General features: G+C 71.1%; 30 protein-coding genes and 1 riboswitch. Of the genes, 16 read left to right on the forward strand and 14 right to left on the reverse strand.

Annotation, left to right across the window (positions count from 1 at the left end; translation table 11 throughout):
- Positions 1-22 precede the first annotated feature (22 nt).
- The 3 genes from GRI72_RS12500 to GRI72_RS12510 all read left to right on the forward strand — a co-directional run bounded on the left by GRI72_RS12500 (position 23) and on the right by GRI72_RS12510 (position 3,583).
- A complete protein-coding gene (locus GRI72_RS12500; protein WP_160734268.1) occupies positions 23-499 on the forward strand; it encodes a hypothetical protein in 477 nt (158 codons plus the stop codon).
- Positions 500-741: 242 nt separating this feature from the next.
- A complete protein-coding gene (locus tag GRI72_RS12505) occupies positions 742-3,297 on the forward strand; it encodes a TonB-dependent receptor (protein WP_160734269.1) in 2,556 nt (851 codons plus the stop codon).
- A gap of 100 nt (positions 3,298-3,397) precedes the next feature.
- Positions 3,398-3,583, forward strand: coding sequence for a DUF1289 domain-containing protein (locus GRI72_RS12510; RefSeq protein ID WP_202389111.1), 186 nt, complete (start codon positions 3,398-3,400; stop codon positions 3,581-3,583).
- Here GRI72_RS12510 and GRI72_RS12515 read toward each other — a convergent pair.
- The 11 genes from GRI72_RS12515 to GRI72_RS12565 form a co-directional block, all read right to left on the reverse strand.
- Positions 3,567-4,340 carry an ABC transporter ATP-binding protein gene (locus GRI72_RS12515; RefSeq protein ID WP_160734271.1) on the reverse strand — a complete coding sequence of 258 codons (774 nt, stop codon included), beginning with the start codon at positions 4,338-4,340 and terminating at the stop codon, positions 3,567-3,569. The genes GRI72_RS12510 and GRI72_RS12515 overlap by 17 nt on opposite strands.
- Positions 4,337-5,320 carry a FecCD family ABC transporter permease gene (locus GRI72_RS12520; protein WP_337191191.1) on the reverse strand — a complete coding sequence of 328 codons (984 nt, stop codon included), beginning with the start codon at positions 5,318-5,320 and terminating at the stop codon, positions 4,337-4,339. The genes GRI72_RS12515 and GRI72_RS12520 overlap by 4 nt, the downstream gene beginning before the upstream one ends.
- Complete coding sequence (locus GRI72_RS12525) at positions 5,317-6,210, reverse strand: ABC transporter substrate-binding protein (RefSeq protein ID WP_237487164.1); 894 nt, start codon at positions 6,208-6,210, stop codon at positions 5,317-5,319. Before GRI72_RS12525 ends, GRI72_RS12520 begins: the two co-directional genes overlap by 4 nt.
- A 166-nt stretch (positions 6,211-6,376) precedes the next feature.
- A riboswitch (cobalamin riboswitch) is annotated at positions 6,377-6,589 on the reverse strand.
- Positions 6,590-6,637: 48 nt separating this feature from the next.
- On the reverse strand, positions 6,638-7,357 hold the full coding sequence (locus GRI72_RS12530) for a sigma-70 family RNA polymerase sigma factor (protein WP_160734272.1): 720 nt from the start codon (positions 7,355-7,357) through the stop codon (positions 6,638-6,640).
- On the reverse strand, positions 7,354-9,525 hold the full coding sequence (locus GRI72_RS12535; protein ID WP_160734377.1) for a flagellar biosynthesis protein FlhA: 2,172 nt from the start codon (positions 9,523-9,525) through the stop codon (positions 7,354-7,356). Before GRI72_RS12535 ends, GRI72_RS12530 begins: the two co-directional genes overlap by 4 nt.
- Before the next feature lie 26 nt (positions 9,526-9,551).
- Positions 9,552-10,436: a lysozyme family protein gene (locus GRI72_RS12540; RefSeq protein ID WP_160734273.1), complete on the reverse strand. Its 885-nt coding sequence runs from the start codon at positions 10,434-10,436 to the stop codon at positions 9,552-9,554.
- A 93-nt stretch (positions 10,437-10,529) separates the two neighbouring features.
- Entirely contained in the window at positions 10,530-10,874 is a 345-nt protein-coding gene (locus GRI72_RS12545) for a flagellar protein FlgN (protein ID WP_237487166.1), read from the reverse strand.
- Complete coding sequence (locus GRI72_RS12550) at positions 10,871-11,161, reverse strand: flagellar biosynthesis anti-sigma factor FlgM (protein WP_160734274.1); 291 nt, start codon at positions 11,159-11,161, stop codon at positions 10,871-10,873. Before GRI72_RS12550 ends, GRI72_RS12545 begins: the two co-directional genes overlap by 4 nt.
- A 62-nt stretch (positions 11,162-11,223) precedes the next feature.
- Positions 11,224-11,733: a flagella basal body P-ring formation protein FlgA gene (locus GRI72_RS12555; RefSeq protein WP_160734275.1), complete on the reverse strand. Its 510-nt coding sequence runs from the start codon at positions 11,731-11,733 to the stop codon at positions 11,224-11,226.
- Positions 11,734-11,823: 90 nt separating this feature from the next.
- The gene (locus tag GRI72_RS12560; RefSeq protein WP_160734276.1) at positions 11,824-12,264 is read right to left on the reverse strand and encodes a hypothetical protein; all 441 of its coding nucleotides are present in this window, start codon (positions 12,262-12,264) and stop codon (positions 11,824-11,826) included.
- Complete coding sequence (locus GRI72_RS12565) at positions 12,261-12,935, reverse strand: MotA/TolQ/ExbB proton channel family protein (RefSeq protein ID WP_160734277.1); 675 nt, start codon at positions 12,933-12,935, stop codon at positions 12,261-12,263. Before GRI72_RS12565 ends, GRI72_RS12560 begins: the two co-directional genes overlap by 4 nt.
- Before the next feature lie 225 nt (positions 12,936-13,160).
- Here GRI72_RS12565 and GRI72_RS12570 point away from each other — a divergent pair, with 225 nt between their 5' ends.
- Genes GRI72_RS12570 through GRI72_RS12630 form a run of 13 tightly spaced genes read left to right on the forward strand, consistent with a single transcriptional unit; the run spans position 13,161 to position 22,752 of the window.
- Positions 13,161-13,508, forward strand: a complete 348-nt coding sequence (locus GRI72_RS12570; RefSeq protein ID WP_160734278.1) for a flagellar basal body rod protein FlgB — start codon at positions 13,161-13,163, stop codon at positions 13,506-13,508.
- Positions 13,505-13,915, forward strand: coding sequence for a flagellar basal body rod protein FlgC (flgC, locus tag GRI72_RS12575; protein ID WP_202389112.1), 411 nt, complete (start codon positions 13,505-13,507; stop codon positions 13,913-13,915). Before GRI72_RS12570 ends, flgC begins: the two co-directional genes overlap by 4 nt.
- On the forward strand, positions 13,912-14,199 hold the full coding sequence (locus GRI72_RS12580) for a flagellar hook assembly protein FlgD (protein ID WP_160734280.1): 288 nt from the start codon (positions 13,912-13,914) through the stop codon (positions 14,197-14,199). Before flgC ends, GRI72_RS12580 begins: the two co-directional genes overlap by 4 nt.
- 18 nt (positions 14,200-14,217) lie before the next feature.
- On the forward strand, positions 14,218-15,030 hold the full coding sequence (locus tag GRI72_RS12585; protein WP_160734281.1) for a flagellar hook-basal body complex protein: 813 nt from the start codon (positions 14,218-14,220) through the stop codon (positions 15,028-15,030).
- Positions 15,031-15,079: 49 nt separating this feature from the next.
- Positions 15,080-15,820, forward strand: a complete 741-nt coding sequence (locus GRI72_RS12590) for a flagellar basal body rod protein FlgF (protein WP_160734282.1) — start codon at positions 15,080-15,082, stop codon at positions 15,818-15,820.
- Between the two features lie 40 nt (positions 15,821-15,860).
- Positions 15,861-16,649: a flagellar basal-body rod protein FlgG gene (flgG, locus tag GRI72_RS12595; protein WP_160734283.1), complete on the forward strand. Its 789-nt coding sequence runs from the start codon at positions 15,861-15,863 to the stop codon at positions 16,647-16,649.
- 8 nt (positions 16,650-16,657) lie between these two features.
- A complete protein-coding gene (locus GRI72_RS12600) occupies positions 16,658-17,335 on the forward strand; it encodes a flagellar basal body L-ring protein FlgH (RefSeq protein ID WP_160734284.1) in 678 nt (225 codons plus the stop codon).
- Between the two features lie 8 nt (positions 17,336-17,343).
- Positions 17,344-18,441: a flagellar basal body P-ring protein FlgI gene (locus GRI72_RS12605; protein WP_160734285.1), complete on the forward strand. Its 1,098-nt coding sequence runs from the start codon at positions 17,344-17,346 to the stop codon at positions 18,439-18,441.
- A complete protein-coding gene (locus GRI72_RS12610; protein ID WP_160734286.1) occupies positions 18,438-18,749 on the forward strand; it encodes a rod-binding protein in 312 nt (103 codons plus the stop codon). Before GRI72_RS12605 ends, GRI72_RS12610 begins: the two co-directional genes overlap by 4 nt.
- 3 nt (positions 18,750-18,752) lie before the next feature.
- Entirely contained in the window at positions 18,753-20,081 is a 1,329-nt protein-coding gene (gene flgK, locus GRI72_RS12615; RefSeq protein WP_160734287.1) for a flagellar hook-associated protein FlgK, read from the forward strand.
- A 4-nt stretch (positions 20,082-20,085) separates the two neighbouring features.
- Positions 20,086-20,994 (forward strand): flagellin N-terminal helical domain-containing protein, encoded by a 909-nt coding sequence (locus GRI72_RS12620; protein ID WP_160734288.1) that lies wholly within the window; start codon positions 20,086-20,088, stop codon positions 20,992-20,994.
- 28 nt (positions 20,995-21,022) lie between these two features.
- Positions 21,023-21,886 (forward strand): flagellar motor stator protein MotA, encoded by an 864-nt coding sequence (gene motA / locus GRI72_RS12625; RefSeq protein ID WP_160734289.1) that lies wholly within the window; start codon positions 21,023-21,025, stop codon positions 21,884-21,886.
- Positions 21,886-22,752, forward strand: coding sequence for a flagellar motor protein MotB (locus GRI72_RS12630; protein WP_160734290.1), 867 nt, complete (start codon positions 21,886-21,888; stop codon positions 22,750-22,752). Before motA ends, GRI72_RS12630 begins: the two co-directional genes overlap by 1 nt.
- An 81-nt stretch (positions 22,753-22,833) precedes the next feature.
- Here the strand turns inward: GRI72_RS12630 and GRI72_RS12635 are convergent, their stop codons facing one another.
- The 3 genes from GRI72_RS12635 to GRI72_RS12645 are packed head-to-tail and all read right to left on the reverse strand — an operon-like array spanning position 22,834 to position 25,095.
- Positions 22,834-23,136, reverse strand: a complete 303-nt coding sequence (locus GRI72_RS12635) for a polyhydroxyalkanoic acid system family protein (protein WP_160734291.1) — start codon at positions 23,134-23,136, stop codon at positions 22,834-22,836.
- A complete protein-coding gene (locus GRI72_RS12640) occupies positions 23,136-23,876 on the reverse strand; it encodes a hypothetical protein (protein WP_160734292.1) in 741 nt (246 codons plus the stop codon). The genes GRI72_RS12635 and GRI72_RS12640 overlap by 1 nt, the downstream gene beginning before the upstream one ends.
- 7 nt (positions 23,877-23,883) lie before the next feature.
- Complete coding sequence (locus GRI72_RS12645; RefSeq protein ID WP_160734293.1) at positions 23,884-25,095, reverse strand: toxic anion resistance protein; 1,212 nt, start codon at positions 25,093-25,095, stop codon at positions 23,884-23,886.
- Positions 25,096-25,196 lie beyond the last annotated feature (101 nt).

Below are 25,196 nucleotides of genomic sequence, written 5' to 3' on the forward strand. Positions count from 1 at the left end.
TGAAATCCGAGGAGAGGAAATCATGAAAAAGACATTGGTTGCACTCGCCGCCACAGCCGCGCTCTGCACGGCGCCTTCGGCCAGCGCCGATACCTGGTCGCCGTCCGGAAGCTGGCAGATGTCGGGCACCGTAACCGTGCACAAGGGCATGACGCTCAACTGCCCGCTGACGATCAACGCCACGGTCCCGTCGGGCGGCGCGACGGCTTCGGCGACTCCTTCGTTCAGCGGCTTTCCCTGCGGGACCATCACCTTCAACGGCACGCCCTACCTCGCGGAACTGCAGCCGGATGGCACGACGCTCACGTTGTTCAATGTTTCGGTGAATACCATCACCTCGGGCGGATGCTCGGGCGATATCAGCGGGCAGTGGGACAACAGCGCCAAGACGCTGACCGTCAACACCACGCTGCCGGAGACGGCGCCGGGCACTGGCGACTGCACGATTGCCGGCACGCTGACTCTCAATTCGCCGTCGGGCGGTTCGATCACTCCTTGATCGTTCGACGGAAAGGTCGTGGCCCTGGCCTGGGCCGCGGCAATGGTGGCGGGGCAATAGACCGTCACTCTCCTGAACTCGCGCGCCTGTCCAGCGCGCGGGGCCTTCACCAGGCCTAGACTCGTGCCGCGGCCCACATCCGGGCCGCGGCACCACTTTTTGCAGGGTAGTTTCGTGCGGCCATTGCGACAGGTGCGATCCCATCTGGCGATCGGGGCCCCACCGGGGCAATCTCCGGGATCATGAGGAGGCCGACCATCTGCCGGGCCGGGGGGTCTTGTGCGGCGATGTCGCTCCTCGCCATGCTGGTCGCCTGTCCGCTTCACGCGCAGGGCACGGTACGCGATCGCGCCGGACAGCTCGCGGAGCGCGCGAGCACCGCGAATGCGGCGGAGGCCGACGACGCGACCGGCCCGGAGGCCGACATCGTCGTTACCGCGCCGCGCCGCGGGGAAGCGGTCGTGGCGGCGGAAACCGAACTCGGCGAGGGGGAGATCGCCGCGCAGGGCGCGGCCACGATTTCCGACCTGCTCGAGCGGCTCGGCCCCCTCGTCGATCCTTCGGGGGAGGAGCCGGTCATCCTCGTCAACGGCAAGGAAGTCGGCTTCGACCGTTCGATCCTCGCCTATCCGCCGGAGGCGCTGGAGCGGCTCGGCCTGCTCGGGCCGGGGGCCGCGGCGCGATACGGGCACCCGGCGGGCAAGCGGGTGATCAACCTCGTGCTCAAGCCGTCGTTCGTCCAGCGCTCGGCCGAACTGGCGGGCCGCGTGCCCACGCGCGGCGGACGCCACGGCGGCGACCTGCAACTGGGACAGGTTGCGATCACGGGCGAAAGCCGCTGGCACGCCCAGGCTCGCCTGTCGTTCGATGGCCCGCTGCACGAGAGCGCACGCGGGCTTTCGTCCGGGGCGGCGGACCTGGCCGGCCACGTCCGGGGCTTGGCAGGCGAGGAGATCGATCCGGCGCTGAGCGCGCTCGCCGGAAGGATCGTGACGGTGGCACCGCTGCCGCGCACCAGCGGCCGCGACACCCCGGCGCTGCCGGCGTTCCTGCCCGCGCAGGACGCAGGCACCCCGGCGAAGGGTGCGCGCTACGCGACCCTTCTGCCCGCGACGCGCAACCTCAGTGTCACGCTCGGCCTCGGGCGACCGCTCGGCCCCTTCAGCGCCACCGCCAGCCTGACCGCGACCGCCAGCAAGACCGTCGACGAGCGCGGCCTGCCCGAGATCGCGACCATCCTTCCCGCCGAAAGCCGCCGGTCGCCTTTCGCCCGCGACGTCGTCCTGTCCCGTCCGCTCGACGGCGACGCCCCGCTACGGGGGGAAAACGCGGCGCGCTCGCTGGCCCTGGCGCTTGCGCTGTCGGGGCCGGTGGCCGGCTGGCGCACCAACCTGTCGGCGACTTACGTCCGCAATCGGGGCCGCACCTTGCAGGAAGAGGGGATCGATGCCGCGAGAGTGGCCGCCATGCTGGGGCCGGGCGGTTCGCTCAGCCCTTACCGCCCGTGGTCGCGCAGCCTCCTGCGGGCCAGTCGCAGCCGTTCCGCAAGCGACATGCTGGGCATGCGGCTGAGTGCGGCGAAGCCGGTCTTCGCGCTTTCGGGCGCGCCGGTCAGCGCCCGGGTCACGCTCGACGGCTCGCACTCGGCGAGCCGGTTCGTCCCGCTCGATCGCCTCGGCAACGCGCTGGCGGGCGCAACCCGCACCGCCCATCGGCGCGCTTCGGGCGAGATCTCGCTGGCGGTGCCGCTCGCGCGCCGCGGGGAGGGAGGGCTCGTGCCGCTCGGCGATCTCGCGCTCGATCTCTCGGCGGGTTTCCGGGCCGCTTCGGGCAGCGCGCTGCGCCGGCAGTACGGGGCCGGCTTCACCTGGTCGCCCTTCGCGCCGCTGCGGCTGTCGGGATCGTTCGAACACAGCGAGACGGTCCCTTCGAACGACGATCTCGGCGCGCCGCGGGTGGAAACGGTGCGGCGCGTCTACGACTTCGAGCGGCAGGAAATCGCGGAGCCGCTGTGGATCACCGGGGGGAACCCCGCGCTGGGGCCGGGAACGCGACGAAGCCTGTCGCTCGCCGCGCGCCTGCAGCCGCTCGGCAGCCCGGTGCTCGCGCTCGACGTTCGTTATCGCCGGAACGACAGCGAAGGCGGCGTTGCGCCGTTCCCGGACCTGACGCCGGCGACCGAGGCGGTATTTCCCGAACGCGTGACCCGCGATGCCGCGGGGCGCCTGGTCGCGGTCGATGCGCGCCCGATCAACCTCGCGCGATCGGAGCGGCGCGAGCTGGCATCGGGCATTGCCGTGCGCCTGCCCGACCCGGCAGGTGGCGCCGCCGCGGGGGCCGTGCGTTACACGCTCTCGGTCAACCACACGTGGAAGATCGCGGACCGGATCGTGCCCCACGCGGGGCTTGCGCCGATCGACAGGCTCGCGGCCAATGGCCAGTCGCGCCACGTCCTCTCGGCCCGGGCTTCCGCCGGACGCAGGACGCTGGGCCTGAACCTGCAGGCAAGCTGGAGCAGCCCGGCGCGGGTGCGCTCTGCCAGCGGGGCGGCCGACTACCGCTATCGACCGCCGCTGCGGATCGACCTCGGCCTGTTCGTAGAGCCTGCCGCGCTCGTGCCTGCAGGCGGACCCGGCGGCGCCTTGCGCGACCTGCGCCTGTCGCTGGATGTCGAGAACCTGTTCGACACCTATCGCCGGGTCACCCTGTCCGGCGGCAGTCCCGCGCCCGGTTTCGCCCGCTACCAGGTCGATCCGCTGGGCCGCCAGGTCACGCTTTCGCTGCGCAAGACGTTCTGACGCGCGGCAGGACAGCGGGCCGTCCAGCGCGCCCCTGTCGCCGATGCGATCGCCCGCCGGGCTATTGCCATCGGCAGGCCGGATGGCGCAGGGGCGGGCCATGGTCGATCCGGTTCCTTCCCCCTGCCGCAATGTCTGCCGCGTTTCGGCGGACGGGGGGCTGTGCGAGGGGTGCGGGCGCACGCTGGACGAGATCGGGCGCTGGGCGGCCGCTTCGGAGCGGGAGCGGCGCGCGATCGTTGCCGCCGCCGCCGCGCGGCTTTCGCAGGTCAGGCCGGGCCGGTGACGGCCAGCGCCAGGCCGTCGGCGCTTCGATCGATCCGGGCGGCGACCCCGAACACATCGGCCAGGCGCGCCGGGGTCATCGTGTCCTCCACCGTGCCGTCGGCCACGATCGCGCCGTCCTTCATCCACAGCAGGCGGTCGGCATAGCGGGCAGCCAGCGCCAGATCGTGCATCACGGTCAGCACCCCGTGCCCCGCGCGGGCGGCCCGGGCGAAAAGCGCCGCGACCTCGTGCTGGTAGAGCGGATCGAGCGCCGCGACCGGCTCGTCCGCGACCAGCAGGGGAGCCTCGGCCGCGAGCGCGCGGGCGAGGTGGACGCGGGCCAGCTCGCCCCCCGACAGGGTATCGGCGGCGCGGTCCTCCAGCCCCGCCAGGCGGCAGGCGGCGATCGCGCGCGCCACCGCGCGGGCGTCGTCGGCCGCCAGCCGCCCGGGGGCGACGCCGTGGGCAAAGCGGCCGAGAGCGATCACGTCGCGCACCGGGACCGGCCAGGCCAGCGGGCGCGTCTGGGGCAGGTAGGCGACCTTACGGGCGCGCGCGGCGGGGGAGAGGCTGCGCACCTCGGCCCCGTCGATCGTCGCGCTTCCAGCGCTTGGCGGCAGCAGGCCGAGGGCAAGCCGCAGCAAGCTGGACTTGCCCGAGCCGTTGGGCCCGATCAGCATCGTCAGCGTGCCGGGCGCGAGGCGAAAGCTCGCCCCTGCCACCAGCCGCCGCCCGCCCGCCTCGAACGATAGGCCTCGCGCTTCCAGCACGCTCATCGCGACAGTCCCCCGCGCGCCGCGATCCAGGCGAAGACCGGCGCGCCGACGAGCGCGGCGACCACGCCCAGCCGGAGCTCGGCATCGGTCGGCAGGAGTCGCACCCCGATGTCGGCGAGGACGAGCACCAGCGCGCCGAGCAGGGCCGACGGCACGAGCAGCCGGGCCGGGTCGTGGCCGACCAGCGGGCGGACCAGGTGCGGCGCGACGATCCCGACGAAGCCGATCGCGCCGGCCAGCGAGACCGCGGCCCCGGTCGCCAGTCCCGCGCCCAGGATCACCGCGAGCCGTTGCCGCCGCAGGTCGAGGCCGATCCCCTCGGCCGCTTCCTCGCCCAGCGTCAGCGCCGCGAGCCCGCGCCGGCTGGCAAGGAGCACTGCGACGCCGAGGACGAAGAAAGGCGCGGCATGGGCGAGATCGGCGAAGCTGCGATTGGCCACGGTGCCCAAGGTCCAGTTGATCATGTCGGCCAGGGTGAAGGGATTGGGCGCGAGGTTCATCAGCAGCGCCATCAGCGCGGCGGAGAAGCTGGACAGGCCGATCCCGACGAGGATCAGCGTGACCGCCGATCGCGCGCGCAGCGCGGCAATGCCGACCAGGACGGTCGCGGCGAGCGCGCCGGCCACCGCGGCCAGCGGCAGGACAAGCGGCCCCGTGCCGGCGAGGCCGAAGAACAGCACGAAAGTGGCGAACAGCGCGGCCGTGGCCGAGACGCCGAGAATACCCGGCTCGGCCAGCGGATTGCGCAGCAGCCCCTGCAGCGCAGCGCCGCTCATCCCCAGCGCCGCGCCGACCATGGCCGCCGCCAGCGCGCGCGGCAGGCGGATCTGCCAGACGACGAGCACGTCGCCGGCTTCCCCGCCCAGGGCAAGCGCGCCCAGCACCGCGCCCGGCGCGAGGGCGACCGAGCCGAGGAGGAGCGCGAGGAAAATCCCCCCGGCAAGGAGGGCGCCGAGGGCAATGTTCGTGCGCGCCGTCACCGCGTGGCCCCTTCGCTCACCCCGGTTCGGGCCCGGGCGAGCGCCTCGATCGCATCGACGAGAAACCAGCCGCCGCAGCTGGTCCAGGCGCCTTCGAGCGCGACGACCGGGCGTTCGGCCAGCTGCGCGCGGACCACCGGGTGGCGCGCCGCGCTCCAGCGGTCGGTTTGCCCCGTCGCGCCGTCGTAGAAAGCGGCCGCGATCACGTCGGGCCGCTGGTAGGCGAGCCGTTCGAGGGGGAGGGCGTTCCACCCCGGCCGGTCCTGGAAGTTCGCCAGCCCCGCTGCGCGCAGGACCTCGTGAACCAGCGTTCCTTCGCCCGAGGTCACGCCGCCCGGCGTCATGTAGAGCGCGGCCGGCGCGCGCCCGGCGGCGGGCGGGGGCAGGGCGGCAAGGCGGCGATCCATCGCTGCCGCGACCCGTCGCCCTTCTTCGGGCGCGCCGAGGGCATCGGCCAGGCGGACCACTTCCGCGCGCACCTCGGCCAGGGTCTGCGGGAAGCCGATCTGCACCACCGGGATGCCGAGATCGGCGAGGAACGGCACGACGTCCGCCCCCCCGCCGTAGGAGCGCACGACCAGGTCGGGCCGCAGCGCGGCAATGTCCGCCGCGCGCGGGCGCGCCGTGGGCAGGCCGCGGGCCTGCGCGCGCATGTAGGAAAAGGGCTTGGCCGCATCGGGCGAAAGCGCCGCGATCGCGCCGCGCTCGGCGAAACGCAGCACGTACTGGTCGGCGCAGTAATCGAGGCTGACGATCCGTTGCGGCGGCCCGGACGGGCGCTCTACCTGCGCCGGGGGCCCCGCGCAGGCCGCCAGAACGATCGCGGGCAGCACGGCCAGCGCGCGCGCGGCGCGCCGGGCGCGGCAGGCGAGGCGCGACATCCATGGCATGGGCTGCACTTCCCCGGCGGCGGCCCGGCAGGGGGATTCCGGTCCCCCGCGCGGCCCTGGACAGTGATGGCCCGCCGGGCAGGGCCCGGCGCCGGGAACCCGGCCGGTGGCTGTCGCTGCTGCGGGAAACGCGGTTTCCCGTCGGCTGGAGCTGACCCGGCTCCCCCGGACGAACGACGCGACGGCAGGTCTCCTGGCTCGCGGATCGGCGCCCTGGGCCGTCTTCCCGGCCGCGCCCGCATGAAAGCGCGGGCGGCCAGTGACGCGGTGGCCCGGGGCTCCCCGCTTACAGTTGCGGGCACAGCGCCGGCCTTGCACCGGCTTCCCTCTTCGCCGCGCGTGCCTGGGCGCGCGCGGAACCGTCGCCGCGACCAGTGCGGCGGCGGCGCGGGCTTGTCAATCTTTCCCCGGCCGCGAAGGCGGGCCTCTAGGCCGCCTCCATCGCCTTGCGCATCCTCGCCAGCGCGGCGGCCTTGAGCTGGTGGACCCGCGGCACGCTGACATCCAGCACGGCGGCGATTTCCGACAGGTTCAGTTCCTCGACGAAGTAGAGCTGGATGACCAGCTGGTGCCGCTCGCCCAGCGCCGACAGCGCGGCGACCAGGCTTTCGCGGTCTTCCTGTTGCAGGACCTGCCGCTCCGCGTCCGGCTCGGCCGAGGCGAAGGCGGCGTCGGTCTCGCTGTAGCATTCGTCGAGCGAGGCAAGCCGCGTCTCGGCGAGATCGCGTTCGTACTGCAGGAATTCCTTCACCGGCATCTCCAGCGCTTCGGCCAGCTCGGCGGCCGAGGGTTCACGGTCGAGCGAGCGGCGCAGTTTCGCCCGCGTTGTCTCGAGCTGCCGCCGGCGGCTGCGCGCCCCGCGCGAATCGGGGGAGGCGCTGCGCAGGAGATCGACCATCGCCCCGCGCACGCGCAGCTTGGCATAGGCGGCGAAACCGTCGTCGCTGGGCGAATCGTGCTTCTGCGCGCACTCGGTCAGGGCGACCAGGCCGGCCTGCATCAGGTCGTCCACGTCGATCGTCGGGCCGCCGCTGCCCGACAGGTGCCAGGCGAGCTTGCGGACCATCGGCAGGAACCGGGTGACCCGGTCGCCGACGTTGCCGCGATAGGCTTCCGCCGCGGCGAACTGGGTATGATCGAGCTTCATGCGGCCATCGCCTCCGTTTTCATCTCCATGCCCGCTGCGGGCCCTGCGCCCGGGCCCGGCTGCGCGGCGTCCTGCGGGGCTGCCTCTGCGGCGGCCTGGGCCGGGGCCTGGGCGCCAGGCTGCGCGGGCGGGGCCTGCGCGGCGCCATCGTCCTCGCCCCCGACAACCGCGATCACCTCGATCGGCTGGGAGACGGGCAATTCGTTGATCGACAGGACCGTGCAGCCCGGCGCGCGCAGGCGCAGCAGGCCGGCGAGCGGGCGGCGCGCGCGCGGCTGCACGATCAGCGCCGGCGCGCCCGCGCCATGGGGCCGCTCGGCCACGATTGCGGCGATCCGTTCGCCGATCGACCGGGCCAGGTCCGGCTCGATCACGATTGCGCCGCTGGCCGGGTCCTGCATTCCGCCGACGACCATTTCCTCCAGCTGGGCGGCCAGGGTGATGACCGGCAGGCGCTGGTCGGGCGGGCAGAGGCTGCCGACCAGCATCGGGCCGAGGTCGGCGCGCAGCATGTCGACCAGCCTTTCGTGGTCGGTGGTCTGCTGCGCCGCCTGCGACAGGCTGGACAGTACCGGTATCGGGTGGGCCAGCGTGATCCCGTCGGCTAGGAGCGCGCGCAGCAGGCGGGTGATCGCGGCCAGCGACAGCGGCTGCGGGGTGATCGTTTCGACCAGCTGCGCGTTGCGTTCGCGGACCATGTCGAGCAGCTCGCGCACCTGGTCGGGGCCGAGCAGCTCCTGCGGCCGGGCGGAAAGCAGCTGGTTGACCTGGGTCGCCACGACGCTTTCGGCATCGACCACCAGGTAGCCTTCGGCAACCGCGAGATCGCGCGCCGCCGGCTCGATCCAGATCGCCGGGCAGCCGAAGCTCGGGTCCAGCGTCGCCTCGCCCGGGATCTCGGCCAGGCGGCCGGCCTCGCCGGTGTCGATCGCCAGCATCCGGTCGGCCTTGAGCTTGCCGGTGCCGAGCGGCGCCCCGCCCAGCGTGACGCGGTAGGCATCGGGCGCGAGGTCGAAACTGTCCTTGATGCGGAATTGCGGGACGACGAAGCCGAAAGCCTGGCACAGCTGGCGCCGCAGCCCGGTCAACCGGGCGACGAGCGGCGCGCCGCGCTTCTCGTCGGCCAGGTGGACCAGCCCGAAGCCGAGCTCGACCGTCACCAGCGCCTGTTCCGACACGTCGCCGATCGCGATGCGGGTGGGATCGGGGGCGGGCTCCGGCTCTTCGGCGGGCACGAACTTCTTGCGCTTGCTGAGCATTCGCCAGAGCGCGAAGGCCCCCGCCGCGAGCGGCAGGAAGACGGTTTGCGGCATGGCCGGGATCATGCCCATCGCGGCCAGGATGCAGCCGACCGGCAGCCAGATACCCGGCTCCGCCAGCTGGCCGCCGATCTGCCCGGTCAGGTCGCGCGAATCCGCGACGCGGGTGACGATGACCGCCGCGGCGATCGACAGCAGCAGCGCCGGGATCGACGCCACCAGCGCGTCGCCGACGGCCAGGGTGACATAGACCTGGCCCGCTTCGCCCGCGGTCAGGTCGTGGGTCGCCATGCCCAGCACGAAGCCGGCGATGATGTTGACCAGCAGGATCAGCAGGGCGGCGATCGCGTCGCCCTTCACGAACTTGCTGGCACCGTCCATCGAGCCGTAGAAATCGGCCTCGGTCGCGATCTCGCGCCGGCGGGCCTTGGCCTCGTCGGCGGTCATCAGGCCGGCGGCGAGGTCGGCGTCGATCGCCATCTGCTTGCCGGGCAGGGCATCGAGCGTGAAACGGGCCGAGACTTCGGAGACGCGGCCCGCGCCCTTGGTCACGACGACCAGGTTGATGATCATCAGGATCATGAAGACGAACAGGCCGACCGCGAAGTTGCCGCCGATCAGGAAGGCGCCGAAAGCTTCGATCACCTTGCCCGCCGCGGCTTCGCCCTCGTGCCCGTTCATCAGCACGACGCGGGTCGAGGCGACGTTGAGCGCCAGGCGCATCAGCGTCGCGAACAGGAGGACCGAGGGGAAAGAGGAGAAATCGAGCGGCTTTTCCGCGTTCATCGCCGCCATCAGCACCGCGACCGAGAGCGCGATGTTGAGGACGAAGAACAGGTCCAGCATGGCCGGCGGGATCGGCACGACCATCAGCACGATGACCGCGAGAATGCCGACCGGCAGCGCCATCGAGGGCGCGAGGAAGGTCCGCCGGCTCACAGCCCGAACGCCCTGAACTTGCCGTAGGCTTCATTGACCTGCCGGGCGGCCCGGCCGCCGAGCGCGCCGGACCCGCCGAACGTCGCCTGCAGGGTCTCTGCCATCGAGGGGCGCGGCGCCGGGCGGCCGCCATCCGCGGGCTCGCCCGCGAAGCTGCGCCGGGCCTGGGTGAAGGACGCGGCCGGGGTTGCGGGCAGGGGCGCGGGCAAGGCCGCACCGGCCGCCGGGGCGATGCCGGGCGCGATCCCGTCGCTGGCCTTGGCCCGTTCGACCTTGCCGCGCACGAGGTCCATCACGTCGGCCACCGAACGCGCGCGGCCGCCCTTGTAGAAGATCGCCCCGTTGGCTTCGGCCGCCTTGGGAAACAGCGATGCCGCCGGCGTCAGCGGGTTGTCCTGCAGCGCGCCGAGGAAGCTCTTGGCGCCGCCGGCACCAAGGAAGTGCGCGAGGTATAGCTCGGCATGGTCGGGCTCGCGCCCCAGGAAGCCGCGCAGCTCGCCCGCGTTGTCGCGCGCAAGCTCGGCCGCCATCAGCGAGGCGACCTCGGGATCGAAGCGCAGGGCCATGATCTGCGAACGCAGGCCCGCATCGCCGACCGTCGCCCGGCCGCCGCTGCGCGTGATCGCCGCCTCGGCCCAGTCCAGCCCGTGCGTGCGGCCGTGGCGGTCGAGCGTCTCGAGCCAGGTGGAGGATATGAACTGGTAGAGGCCCGATGCGCTCGAGGTGCGGGCGCGGGCCTGGGGTTCGAGGTTGGATTCGATCTTCGCCTGCGCGAGCAGGTAGTCGAAATCGACCCCGGTCGCGGCAGAAGCGCGGGCGATCGACGCCTGGACGGCGTCGCCCGGTGCCGCGCTGCGCTGAACTGATGTGACCTCTGGCAAGACTGCCCCCGGCGTGGTTGAACTCGCCGGGTGTCAAGCAAGAGGTGTGCCAAAACGGGAGCAGGCCCGCCTGGCCGGCCCGCGGTGCCGCGGTCAGGCGGTGTAGGGCGCCTCGCGCGCGACCATCGGCCGGCCCGATCCGTAAAGGCTGATCCGCCCGGCCAGCGCGCCGAGGCGCGCCTCGACATTGGCGGCGATCAGGTTGCGGATCTTGCGGTTGACCGCGTTGAGCCGCGCCACCGCGTCGAGCAGGCCGCGGCATTCCTCGTCCAGCGGGCCATGGGCCTGGCGCTCGATCGCCTCGCACAGTTCGAGCTTGCCGTCGCTCAACGACAGGATGCTGTCGAGATCGAGGGCGGCAAGGGCCTGCCGCTCGTTCTCAAGCAGGGCAAGCATTTGCCGCAGGCTGTCGCGCAGGGTCGCGTGTTCGGTCGTCATTTCGCATTCCTCGGCAGGAAGCCCGCGGCGATCATCGCGTCGGCGGTCTTGCGGGGGTCGAGCTGGTAAGTGCCGTTGTCGAGCGCGGCGCGGATGCCGGCGACGCGTTCGCCGTCGATCGGCGCCTCGCCGCGGGCCTGGGCGACGGCGTCGAGCGCGCCTGCACCGGCCCGATCGGCTTCCTGTGCCGCCGGCCTGGCCTGCTCCGCCCGGGCGACGGGGGCCGCGCTGCGCGTTCTCAGTCGCGCCGCGATCCCGTTTGCCGCCTGCATGTCGATCCGGTCCATCGGTCCGCTCCGTTGCTGTAGCGGGACTGATAACGGCACCGGCGGCCGATGTTTAAGGGGTCTTACGGCAAATCCATGCCGACCCGGCCGGGCTGGATCACGCGGGCGCGGATCGCCTCGCGCTTCTCGCCCGCGGGGCGCACGCGAATCCAGTCGCCGACCGCGCCGGCTTCCAGCGCCTCGCCCTGGCGCGAGACGGTGAACCCGCTGCCCTGGACCGCGATAGAAACCATTTCGCCGCGCGCGATGACCGGGCGTGCCGGGGCCGCGGCCTGGCTCGCCGCGATCGGCACGAACAGCCGCCAGCCGCCCGATACCGGGCAGCGGACGAGCACGGTGCGGTTGCCGCTGCCATACCATTCGAGCGCGACGGGCGTGGGGCACTGGGCCAGCTTCAGCCGCCGGTCGACCGGGGTGCGCGCGCCGCCCTCGCTGCCCAGCGGCGCGCCGGTGAAGCGTTCGACCGCGCGGTCGATGCTGGAAAGATCGTGGAAGCCCGCGGCCAGGGTGGGGGCCGCGACGGCAATCGCGCCGGCGGCACCGAGGGCAAGGATCGTCCGAATGGGTCGCATGGCATCACCTCTTGCTGGGCGCGCTGCGCGCCTTTCGCGCATGCGCTTTGCCGCTTCCTTGCAATCGTCGTGCCAGTCTGCCGGGCACCGTCAGTTCGGCTGGCGGCCGTCGAAATCGAGCACCGCGGCCAGTTCTTCCGCCGGGCCGGGTTCGACCACGATCCGCGCGCTGCGCCCAGCGCGGCGCGCCTCCTGCGCGAGAGCGAGCGCGGCCGCCGCCGCCCGGTCGCCGCCGCCCGGCCGGTGGCGGGCGATGATGGTCAGGTTCTGGCGCGGGTCGCGCGGCTGCTCCGCCAGCCACTGGCCGATGGGCGGGGCCCCGGGCGCGGCGCGGTAGATGGCGATCGGCTCCCCGCTTGCCGGCAGGGCCGGGGCGGGAGAGGGTGCCTCGGTGGGGGTGGCTGCTGACGCGGCCGCGTCTGCATCCGGCTCGGGCATCTCGGCCATGGCCGCCGCGGTCACCATGAACAGGATCATTGCCAGGTCGGCCAGGGTCGTCTGCCACCCGCCGCGGATCGAGGAGGCGATCATGCCGCCACCTTGCCGCCATCGCCCGATGCCGGCTCGCCCGCGTCGATCCGGCTGCGCGGTATCGAGCGTTCGACCGCCGCGGCGAGCCAGCCGATCAGGTCCTCGCGCGCGGTCTCTTCCGCGCGGGAGCGGCGCGCGACGGCGCCGGCCAGCGGGCCGAACACGAAATTGGCGAGCACGAGGCCGTAGAGCGTCGTGACCACCGCGGTCGCGATCGCGCGCGCGTAGTCGCCCCCGGCCGCGGCCGAGAACCCGCCCAGCGCGACGAGCGTGCCGACCAGGCCGAGCACGGGGGCCAGTTCGGCCGCTTCGCCCAGCACGCGGGTCGCGGTTTCCGATATCTGCCGCCGGCGCGCGCTGTGCCGCGCATGTTCGTCGTGCAGGGCCCGGATCGAACGGTGGCGGACCAGCGCGTCGCTGAGATCGTCGAACTCGCCGTCGCCGAAGCTGTGCGGTTCGGCCCGCAGGATGCCGTCCTGTTCGATCTCGCGCACCTGGGCCGCCAGCTCGGCGCGTACGCGCGCGACGTCGAACGGCCGGCGGGGCAACTGCGCCAGCGCCGCCAGCGCGGCGCGCGTGTCGCGCCAGCCGCAGCGCAGGAGGGTGGCGGCCAGGGTGCCGCCGAACACGAGCGCGAGCGACACGGGATCGAGCAGTTGCAGGACGTTCATCGAAATCTCCTCGACCCGAAAGAACGCCCGCCGCGCCGTGCCATTCAGCCCCCGGCGGACATTTGCCGCTTCCGGCAATCGCTTGCCGGCCCCGGCTGCCGCCCCCCCCGGTGACATCGCCGTCGCGGGACGCGACTGGCACGCGCTTTGCGGAAACTGGCACGTGCTTTGCGGAAACTGGCACGCGCTTTGCAAGAACGGCGGCGAACACGTCAGGAGACTGTCATGAGCGAAGGCCTTTTCGGAATTCACGGTGCGGCGCTGGAGATCAGGGCGCAGCGCATGGGCATGCTCGGATCGAACATCGCCAATGCGGCGACCCCCGGCTACAAGGCGCGCGACATCGATTTCGCCGCCGCGCTGGAGGCGAAGCTGAACGGTGCGGAAGGCGAGCAGGCGATCGGATCGGCCACCCGCTACCGCGTCCCCGTCATGCCCAGCCTCGACGGCAACACGGTGGAAATGGCGAGCGAGCAGGCCGCCTTCGCCGAGAACGCCGTGGCCTATACCGCCACGCTGGGTTTCCTGCGCGGCCGGGTCGAAACCCTCACGCGCGCGATCAAGGGCGAATGACGATGTCGGGCCCGATGACCCTGTTCGAACTCGGCCAGCGCGCCATGTCCGCCCAGATGGTGCGGATGAACGCGGCCGCGTCCAACCTCGCCAACGCCGGCAGCGTCGCTGCCAGCGAGCAGGAGGCCTATCGCCCGCTGCGCCCGGTCTTCGCCGAGCAGCTCGATGCCGCCACGGGGATGAGCACGGTGCGCGTCGACGGCGTCTATCGCGCCGATGTCGCGCCGGTCCGCCGGCACGAGCCGGGGCACCCCCTGGCCGACGAGAACGGCGACGTCTGGGCCTCCCCCGTCGATGAGAACGCCGAGATGGTCGAGATGCTCGAAGCCTCGCGCCAGTACCAGAACATGGTCGAGGCGCTGTCCACCGCCAAGCAGCTGATGCTCGAAACGATGAGGATGAAATGACCAGCGTAGCAGCCACTTCCGATGCCGCCGCGATGGCGGCCGGCACTGCCGGCACGGGGCGCGACTACGCCTCGCTCGGCCAGGCCGACTTCCTGCGCCTGCTGACCGTGCAGGTCCAGCAGCAGGACCCCTTCGACCCGGTCGATAACAAGGAGATGCTGGCCCAGATGGCGCAGTTCTCCTCGCTCTCCGGCATCACCGAGATGAACGAAACGCTGCAGGGCATTTCGGACAAGCTCGATGCCCTCGCCGCCGCGCAGGCGGCGACCGATCCCGACGAATGACGCACAGGAGCACCCAAGATGTCTTTCTACACCTCGCTTAACGGCCTGAAGAATTCGCAGACCGATCTGGGCGTCATCGCCCACAACATCGCCAACGTCGAAACCAACGGTTTCAAGAAGGGCAGCACGCAGTTCGCCGACATCGTCGCCGGATCGGCCCAGACCGACCCGCGCATGATCAAGGGCATCGGCGCGACGGTCGAGGCGATCACGCAGAACTTCGGCCTCGGTCCGATCGAGCAGACCGGCGGCTCGCTGGATCTCGCGATCACCGGCGACGGCTTCTTCGCGGTCCGCTCGGTCGATAGCGGCAACACGCTCTATACCCGCAACGGCGCGTTCGGCGTGGACGAGGCGGGCTTCGTCACCGACGGCGGGCCCAACCGCCTGCAGGTCTACCCGACCGATGCCGACGGCAATATCACCGGCACGACCCCGGTCGATGCGCGGATCCCGACCGCCAATGCCGACGGCGCGGAATTCGTCGGCGTCGTGGTCGGCAACGACGGGCTGGTTTCCGCCTCCTATGCCGACGGCACGACCGAGGCGGTCGGCTCCGTCGCCCTGGCATCGTTCACCACCCCGACCGGGCTGAAGCAGGTCGGCTCGTCCAACTGGGAATCGACCGGCATCTCGGGCGAGGCGAAATACGGTTCGCCGGGCTCGGGCCAGTACGGTTCGCTGATGTCGGGCGCGATCGAGCGGTCGAACGTGGACATTGCCGAGGAACTGGTCGGCCTGATCACCGCGCAGCGCAACTTCCAGGCCAATGCCAAGGCGATCGATACCGCGACCCAGATCTCGCAGACCGTGATCAACCTGCGCAGCTGACCGGTGGCAGCGCGCGCCGTGATCCGCCTTTCCTGAATGGAGGAACCCGATGGACCGCCTGATCTATACCGCGCTGAGCGGCATGAACGCCTCGATGGAGCGCCAGCGGGTGATCGCCAGCAACATGGCGAACGCCCAGACGGTGGGCTTCCGCGCGGAGCTGATCGATCAGCGCCCGGTGACCATCGACGGCCAGACGCTGGACGTGCGGGCCATGCAGCGCGCCGAAGTGCGCGGCGCGACGATGGAAGCGGGCGAGATGGTCCGCACCGGGAACGAACTGGACCTGTTCATCCAGGGCGAGGCCATGATGGCGGTCCAGGCGATGGACGGGACGGAGGCCTATACGCGGCGCGCCGACCTGTCGGTTTCGCCGACCGGCGCGCTCGTCAACGGCGAGGGGCGCCCGGTCATCGGCGATGCCGGCCCGATCACCGTGCCGCTGGGTTCGCGCGTGGCGATCGCGCCCGACGGGATGGTCAGCGTGACCGATCCCGCCGCGCCCGACCAGCCGCCGCTCGAAGTCGGGCAGATCAAGCTTGCCGGGTGGCAGGGCAGCCCGATCGCCAAGGGCCTCGACGGGCTTTTCCGGGTCCAGGGCGGGGGCGTGCTCCCGGCCGATGCGGAGGCGCAGGTGATCACCGGCGCGCTGGAACAGTCCAACGTCAAACCCACCGAGGTGCTGGTCGAGATGATCGATGCCCAGCGCCTGTTCGACATGCGCAGCAAGCTGATCGCAACCGCGCGCGACTGCGACCAGTCGGGCGCGCAGCTGATGCGCCTGGGCTGATCGCCCGCGACAAGACACGAGCTGACGAAAGGAACAGCCAATGCCCACTTCCGCTCTCCAGGTCGCCCGCACCGGGCTCGAGGCGCAGGACACGCGGATGCGCGTGATCGCCAACAACCTCGCCAACGTCGGCACCACCGGGTTCAAGAAGGACCGCGCCAATTTCGCCACGCTCGCCTACCAGGACGCGCGCGTCGCCGGGCAGCGTTCCTCGGGCGAGACCGCTTATGCCACCGGGCTCAACCTCGGCACCGGCGTGGCGGTCCAGTCCACCAGCCAGATCGTGACCCAGGGCGCGCTCAACACCACCGGCAATGCGCTGGACCTTGCGCTCGACGGCGACGGCTATTTCCAGGTCGAGCTGCCCGGCGGGCAGCTCGGCTATACCCGGGCGGGGAATTTCACCCGCTCGGCCGAAGGGCAGCTGGTGACGCAGCAGGGCTACGTCGTCCAGCCGGCGATCACGATCCCCGAGGGCGCGACCTCGATCGCGGTTTCACCCGACGGCATCGTTTCGGCCGCGATCGACGGCGAGGCCGAACCGGCCGAGCTGGGCCAGATCCAGGTCGCCAGCTTCGCCAACCCGGGCGGCCTGCGCGCGATCGGCGACAACTTCCTGGTCGAAACCGCCGCCAGCGGCGCGGCGCAGCTGGGGCCGGGCGGCGAACTGGGCCGCGGCAACGTGCGCCAGGGAATGCTGGAGGCATCGAACGTCAACATCGTCGAGGAGCTGGTCGACATGATCGAGTGCCAGCGCGCCTACGAAATCAATTCGAAGATGGTCTCGTCGGTGGACGAGATGCTTCGCAACGCCAACCAGACGCTGTGAGGGGCCCGATGACTTACGCCTTTGCCCGAACTGCCCTGCGCTCCGCCCCGCTTGCCGCCTGCGCGCTCATGCTCGCCGCCTGCGGGGGCGAGCGTGCCGTGGGTTTCCAGGCCGCCCTGCCGCCGGCGCCCGCGCCGGTGCCCGCAGCGAGCGCCAATGGCGCGATCTTCCAGCCGACGGCCGGTTTCACCCCGCTTTACAACGGCAACCGCGCCAGCCGGGTCGGCGACCTCGTCACCGTGGTGCTGATGGAACGCACGCAGACCAGCAAGTCGGCCAGCAGCAATACCCGGCGCGACGGCGGTTTCTCGCTGACACCGCCGAGCACGGGCCCGCTCTCGTTCGACCCGAACGTGCTTAATTCTTCGGGCCAGTCGTCGTTCAAGGGCAAGGGCGACGCCTCGCAGACCAGCGTTTTCAGGGGGGACATCACCGTGACCATCGCCGAAGTCCGCCCCAATGGCACCGCGCTGGTCCGGGGCGAGAAAGTCATGGAACTGAGCCAGGGCGAGGAATGGGTCCAGCTGTCGGGCATCGTCCGCCTGTCGGACATCGACCAGGACAACCGCATCCCCTCGCACCGGATCGCCGACGCACGGATCACCTATGCCGGGAAAGGCGCGGTCCAGCGCGCCAGCCGCGAAGGCTGGCTGTCGAAGTTCTTCAATTTCGTCACCCCGTTCTGAGGCGCGCCATGACCAGGATCATCTTCCTCGCCCTCGCGGCACTCGCCGCCCTCTTCGCCGCCCCGGCCTCGGCCGAGCGGGTGCGCGACCTGGGCACATTCCAGTCGGTCCGTTCCAACCAGCTGACCGGCTATGGCATCGTCGTGGGCCTGGATGGCACGGGCGACGACAACTTCGCCTATGTCACCCAGGCCATGCGCGGGGTGTCGGACCGGTTCGGGCTGCAACTGCCGCCCGGGGTCAACCCGGCGCTGAAGAACGCCGCCGCGGTCATGGTGACGGCTGACCTGCCGGCTTTCGCCAAGCCGGGCCAGCGGGTGGACGTGACCGTTTCGGCGATCGGCAAGGCCAAGTCGCTGCGCGGCGGGGCGCTGATCCTCACCGCGCTCTACGGCGCGGACGGGCAGATCTACGCCATGGCCCAGGGCAACCTTGCGGTCGGCGGGCTGGGCGTTTCCGGGGCCGACGGCTCGCGCCTGACGGTCAACGTGCCGACTGTGGGCCGCATCCCCGACGGGGCCAGCGTCGAGCGCGCGGTGGCGACCGGGTTCGAGACGTCCGACGTGCTGCGCTGGAACCTCTACCAGGCCGATTTCCTCACCGCGACGCGCGTGCGCGACGCGATCAACGCGCGCTATCCGGGCATGGCCCGGGTCGAAGACGGCGTGACCCTGGCCCTGCGGCTGCCCTACGGCGCCAACGAGCGGGCCGGCATCATGGCCGATATCGAGATGCTGGACATCGACCCGGCCGAAGCGGCCGCGCGGGTCATCGTCAACAGCCGCACCGGAACGGTGGTGATCTCCAGCGCGGTGCGCCTCGCGCCCGCCGCGATCAGCCACGGCAGCCTGGTCGTGCGGATCGACGAGAACCCCACGATCGTCCAGCCCGGCCCTTTCAGCGACGGCGAGACCGCTCTCGAACACGACAGCACGATCGACGCCTACGAGGAAGGCGACCGGATCGCGATGCTGCAGCCGGGTGCCTCGCTGGCCGAACTGGTCGACGGGCTGAACATGCTGGGCCTTTCGCCGTCGGACCTCGTGGCGATCCTCGAGGCGCTGAAGCAGGCCGGCTCGCTCAAGGCGGAGATGGTGGTGATATGACCGACGCGATTACCCTTTCGCAGGCCAACCCGGCGATCGTTTCGGCCAGTGCGCCGGGCGGGACCGAGCGCGAGCGGCTGGCCGAGGCGGCCCGCCAGTTCGAGGCGATCTTCGTGCGCCAGATGCTCGCCGCCGCGGACAAGACCGATTTCGGCGGGGAGGACCTGTTCGGCAGCAGCGGGGAGGAGACCTTCCGCGAGATGCGCGACGCGCGCTTCGCGGAACTGGCCGCCGGCACCGGGTCGCTGGGCCTCGCCGCGACGATCGAGGCGCAGCTCGCGCGCTTCGTCGGACCGGGGGAGGGCTGAGCCATGGCGTCCGACTTGCTCTCGATCGCCGCCAGCGGCGCTCGCGCGGCCCGCGCCGCGCTCGACGTGACGGCGCAGAACATCGCCAACGCATCGAGCGAGGGCTACGTCCGCCGCTCGGTTTCCATCTCGGAAGTTTCCGCGGCCGGCGGGCAGAACCGGCTGGGCGACATCTCGCTATCGGGCGCGCGCGTTTCGGGGATCGACCGCAACGCCGACATGTTCCGCCAGGCCGAGGTGCGGCGCACGGGCAGCGACCTCGCCCGCGCCAATACCGAGCTGGGCGGGCTGGAGAATATCGAGGCCGCGGTCGAGCAGTCGGGCGTCTACGATTCGATCGTCGAGTTCGAGGCCGCGCTGCAGCAGCTTTCGGCCGACCCGGGCAATCCGTCGCTTCGCGCGGCGGTCCTCGCCGGGGCCGATACCCTGGCCAACAAGTTCAACATCGCGGTCGATTCGCTCGGTGCCGCGGGCGAGGGCCTGCGGTTCGATGCGGCCGCCTCGGTCGAACAGGCCAATGTCTTCGGCGAGGAACTTGCCCGCGTGAACCTGCGCCTGGCGCGGGCGAGCGAGGGCAGCAGCGACCGCGCGACCCTGCTCGACCAGCGCGATACCCTGCTGGAGAAGATGAGCGGGATCGTCGATATCTCGACCACTTTCGCGGCCGACGGCACGGTGACCGTGGCGACCGGCGGGGAAACGCTCGTCAGCGGCGGGCAGTCGGCCGCGCTGGCCATGACCACGGCCGGCGACGGGACGATCGCGTTCCAGGTTGGCGGCGCGCCGATCGCGCCGCGCGGCGGATCGCTCGCCGGGGCCGCGCTGGCGCTCGAATCCGCGCGCGACGTGCAGGGTCGGCTCGATGTCCTGGCCGACCAGATCGCCGGCGCCGTCAACGCGGCCCAGGCCAACGGCGTCGCCTTCGACGGCAGCCCGGGCCAGCCGATCTTCGCCGGCAGCGGCGCGGCCGGGATCCGCGTCGTCGCGACCCAGGGCAGCGCGATCGCCACTGCCCCCGCCGGCTCTCCGGCAGGCAGCATCGACGGCTCGAACCTCGCCGCGCTGCGCCAGGCGCTGGACGGGGCGGATGTCGCCGGATCGGCCAACGGGCTGCTGTTCGACGTGTCCAGCGCGGTTTCCGGCCGCACGGTCACGCGCGACGCGCTCGATGCGATCGCCGCTTCCGCGCGCATTTCGCTGGAGCAGCAGGCGGGGGTCGACCTCGATACCGAGGCGGCCAACCTGATGCGGTTCCAGCAGGCGTTCCAGGCCTCCGGCCGGGCGATGCAGGTCGCCAGCGACGTCTTCGACACGATCGTGGGCCTGAGGTGACGCGATGATCAATCTCAGCACATCCGCCTTCTACGACCGCGCCGGCCGCCAGATCGGCGTGCTGCGGGCCGAGGCCGAGAAGCTTCAGCAGCAGGTCGGCACCGGCCAGCGGCTGACCCGCTCGTCGGACGATCCGGTCGCCGCGGCGCGCCTGCGCACGCTCGAGCGGGCGGAGCGCCTTTCGGATATCGACCAGCGCAATTCGGACGTGGCGACGAACGATCTCGCCATGGCCGACGATGCGCTCGGCTCGCTCGCCAATCTCGTGATCCGCGCGCAGGAACTGGCGACCCACGCGGCCAGCGAGACGCTGAGCGCCGAACAGCGCGAAGCGATCGCGACCGAGATCGACAGCCTGCAGGACGCCGCGCTGCTGATCGCCAACGGACGCAACAGCGCGGGCCACGCGCTGTTCGGCGGACAGGCGAGCGGCGTGGCCTACGAACGCGACGCCGGCGGTGTCGCTTATGTCGGCACCGGCAGCCGCGAGGCGATGGACCTGGGCGATGGCCAGTCGGTCGTCCCCGGACTGACCGGGCCGGAAGTCTTCGCCTTCGAAGTGGACGGCACGCCGACCGATATCTTCGCGGTCCTCGGCGACCTTGCCACCGGTCTGCGCGCGGCGGGCGACCCGGCCGAGGCCAGTCGCGACGCGCTGGGCGGGCTGGCGGCGGGGCTGGAGAAAGTCACCACCGCGCAGACCGTGGTCGGCGCCCGCCTGGGCTGGGTCGAGGTGATGGACGATCGCCGGATCGCGCAGTCCGAGCGGGTGGCGGACGAACAGCTTGCCGTGGGCGGGGCAGACATCGCGGTGACGATGACCCGCCTCCAGGAAATCAGCACCGTGCTCGAGGCGAGCCAGGCGAGCTTCGTGCGGCTGGCCGGGCTGTCGCTGTTCGACATGATGCGCTGACAAGACGTTTAACAGGGGTTCAAGACAGATGTACGCTGCAATCGGTATCGTCGTCCTGCTGGTCATGGTGTTCGGCGGGTTCGCCCTCACCGGCGGCGCGCTTGGCCCCGTGATGGCGGCCGTCCCGCTGGAGATGATGATCATCGGCGGCGCGGCGGTCGGCGCGATGATCGCGGGCAATTCGCTGCACGAGCTGAAGGCGATCGGCAGTTCGTTCATCAAGATCTTCAAGGGGCCGCGCCATTCGCGGCAGGACCATATCGACGCGATCGCGCTGACCACGCGGCTGATGAAGCTGATGCGGACGGAGGGGCCGATCGCGCTCGAAAGCCATGTCGAGAACCCGCAGGAATCGGAGATTTTCGCCGAGTATCCGAACCTGCTGGCAAATGGCCCGCTGATCGCGCTGATCTGCGACACGCTGACCCTGCTGGTCGTGTCCTCGGGCACGCTGGAAACCCACGCGGTGGAAGACGTGATGGACAACGCGATGAAGACGCAGTTCCACGAAATGCGCGAACCGCAGCACGCGCTGCAATCGCTGGCCGACGCGCTGCCCGCGCTGGGCATCGTCGCGGCCGTGCTGGGCGTGGTCAAGACGATGGGATCGATCGACCAGCCGCCTTCGGTGCTGGGCGGGATGATCGGTTCCGCGCTCGTCGGCACGTTCCTCGGTGTGCTGCTGGCCTATGGCGTGGTCGGCCCGCTGGCGAGCCGGCTGAAGCAGATCATCGACCAGGACGAACAGATCTTCCACGCGGTGAAGCAGGTGATGATCGCCTCGCTCAACGGCTATCCGCAGCCGCTGGTGGTGGAAAGCGCGCGCTCGGGGCTGGGCCATGCCTTCCGCCCGGGCCTGTCCGAGCTGCTCGACAGCCTGAGGGGGCGGTAATGCCCGCCGCCGGCGGGGCAGGGCGCAACGACCCGGCGCCGATCATTGTCAAGAAAGTCACCGTCGTCGAGGGCGGGGGGCACCACGGCGGCGCGTGGAAGGTCGCCTATGCCGACTTCGTGACCGCGATGATGGCCTTCTTCCTCCTGCTGTGGCTGCTCGGGTCCACCACCGAGGCGCAGCGCAAGGGACTGGCCGACTACTTCACCCCCACCCTGGTCAAGCTGAAGGAGCAGAGCGCGGGTTCGGACGGTTTGCTGGGCGGGGCCTCGCTGGTCGATCCCGACAACTATCCCCAGCGCGCGGCCCAGACCGGGCAGCGGCCGTTGACCGTGCCGCGCGACGCGACCGGCGGGCAGAAGGAAGCGCTCGACCGCGTGCGCCGGATGCGCGAGCGGGTCGAGGCCGAAGTGCAGAACGATCGCCGCCTGCGCCGCCTGCTGCGGCAGGTGCGGATGGTCGATACGACCGAGGGGGTGCGGATCGACCTGGTGGACGATGCCGATTTCTCGATGTTCGTGCTCGGCACCACCGTGCTCACCCCCGATGCGCGCAAGCTGCTCGACGCGATTGCCGAGGCCCTGCGGCCCGAGCCGGGCGATCTGACCATTCGCGGGCACACCGATGCCCTGCCGTGGCGCAGCGGGGCGCAATCGAACAACTGGTCGCTTTCGGCAGGCCGGGCGGAGGCGACGCGCCAGGCGCTGATGCGCAATGCCATCGGCGAAGGGCGGTTCCGCCGGATCGAGGGGGTGGCCGACCGCGAACCGCTGGTGCAGGACAACCCGCAGGACCCGCGCAACCGGCGGATCTCGATCGTCCTTGCCGGCGCGCGCCTGGCGGCGGGCCCGCGAACGACGGGCTAGCCCGCGCGCGGGACGACCGGCGCCGTTCGCCCGGTCCTTCCGCTCGCCTGCCTGTCGCTCGCCTGCCGCTCGCCCGGCCCTTCAGGCCTTGCCGATCAGTTTCTGGCCCTGCTGGCGGACGGCGCCGGCGATCATCGGTTCGAGAAAGCCGAGCGCGGGCGGCAGGTCGATTTCGAACACCAGTTCGCCTTCCTCGATATCGACCCGCCCGTCGAGCGCCTGGCCCATCGCGCTGATCCGCATGGTCATGCGGTTCTCGCTCGGCCAGGCGGTCGTGACATCGGCCATGCCGCCCGGGATATGGTCGCCGATCTCGTGGCTGCGCCGCTGCATCCTTTCGCGCACCGTTTCGCGCGGAAGGTCGTGGGGAATCGCGACCCGCATCAGTTTTCGTCCTTTCCGGCGCCGTCGCCGTACCGGTAATCGAGGAAGCGGTGGCGCACCGCCAGGTCGTCCAGCGCGCCGTCGGCCAGCTGGCGGGTGACCGAATCGATCTCGCGGCTGATCCGGCCCAGCCCTTCGGCCAGCTGCTCGTCGGGCGTGGCCCCGGCGCGCCGTTCGCCGCGCAAGTGCGCGGGCACCTTGCGATAGGAATCGATCATCTCGGGCAAGTGCTCGCCGACCAGCTGGCGCACCTCGCGCACGGCGGGATGTTCCTGGTCCACGGTTTCGAGCTGGAGGCCGAGCGCGTCGAGCTGGACGCCGAGATCGTCGACGATCTTCGCCGCCGGCGGGGGCAGGGCCGGGCGCTGGTGTTCCAGCCACAGCTCGGTCCGCCCGACGAGGTCACGCGCGTTGCCCTTGTTCAGCTCCGCCCGGCGGGGGACCTTGATCCGGGGAAAGGCGGCGAAGACGCCGACCGCGACCACGATCGCGAGGAACGTGATCATGATCCCGGCAAAGCCGATCCCGTCGACGATCAGCCCGGCGACCATCGCCGCGGCGACGATCGCGCCCACGGCCAGGACGATCCGCTTGATCTTGCCCACCAGGTGGCGCGTCTTCAGCGCTGCCGACCCGCGCCCGATCGAGGCGCGGCGGTGATATCCCCCGGCGCGGTTTTCCGCCAGCGACCGGCGCGCATCGGCGAGGATCGCGTCGCTTTCGCGTGTCGTGTCCGCCATGCGCCGCCTAGCTTTCCAGCGCCAGGAGCGAAGGCTCCGAACCGATCTTGGCCTGGGCCTGGGCCTGGCCTTCGGCGCGCGCGATATAGCCTTTCGACTTCTCGACCTCGTCGCTCAGCACGGTCACCGTCTGTTTCATCGAATCGAGCGCGCGCAGCTTGAACTGGTCCACTTCGTCCATCGTGTCGTAGATGTTCTGGAACGCGCGCTGGAGCGTTTCGAGCGGGATCGTGCTCGACGCGGCCTGTTCGTGGATCTTGCCGGTCTGGTCGCGCAGCATCGTGCTGGTCGAATCGATGATCCCGGCGGTCGTGTCGTTGAGCGCCGAAATCTGTTGCAGCACCAGCCGCTGGTTGGTCATCGCCTCGCTCACCGTCACCGCGGTGCGCAGCGCGCCGACCGTGGTCGTGCTGGCGCGATCGACCCCTTTCACCAGCTCGACGTTGTTCTTCTTCACCAGGTCGAGCGCGAGGTAGCCCTGGACGCTCACCGCCATCTGGGTCAGCAGGTCCTGGGTGCGCTGGCGGACGTAGAAGAGCGCGGTCTCGCGGATCGCCTTGGCCTTGGCCGGATCGGTCGCGTCGAGTTCCGCCGCCTTGTCCTCCAGCCGCTGGTCGAGCGAGCGCGAGATGTGGATCATCTGCTCCAGGTTGCCCATCGCTTCCCACAGCTTGGCCCGTTCCACGTCGATCGCGGCATTGTCCATCAGCAGCTCGTCCTTGCCGTTGGAAAGCTTGTCGAGGATCTGCTGGATATGGGTCTGCGCGCTCTGGTAGCTGCGGAAATAGTCGTTGAGCTTGTTGCCGAAGGGGATGATGCCCAGCAGCTTCTTCGGGCCGGTCAGCTTGCCGCGGCGCGATGGGTCCAGTTCCTCCACCGTCCGGCGCAGTTCGGCCAGGTTGGCGCCGACCCCCTCGTCCTTGTCCATCGCGCGGATCGGCCGGTCGAGGAAGCGGTTGGAATGCTGCGAGGCGGCCATGATCTCCTTGCGGCCCATGTTGGTGATCTGGTCCACCTTCTGGCCGAACTCGGGCGAATTGGCATCGACCGCGACGAGATCGGCGACGAATTCGTCGACTTTCTCGTCCAGCTTCGATTTCTTCTCCTCGCTCACCGGCACCAGGCCCGCGGCCTTTTCCGGCGCGACCTGCGGCACCGGGTCGGGCGGGGTCAGTTCCAGATCGGTCTCGCTCGCCGTGGCGGTCTGATTGGTGGCCATACCTGCTTTTTCGCTCCTCGCGGCCGCGCCGGGCGGCCCTCTGCCTGGTGTATTAATGTCCTAAGACACGAATTTCAACAATTGCGCCCGCGGCGTCTGGC

Origin of the sequence: Pelagerythrobacter marinus (assembly GCF_009827515.1) — a bacterium.
GTDB classification, from domain to species: domain Bacteria; phylum Pseudomonadota; class Alphaproteobacteria; order Sphingomonadales; family Sphingomonadaceae; genus Pelagerythrobacter; species Pelagerythrobacter marinus.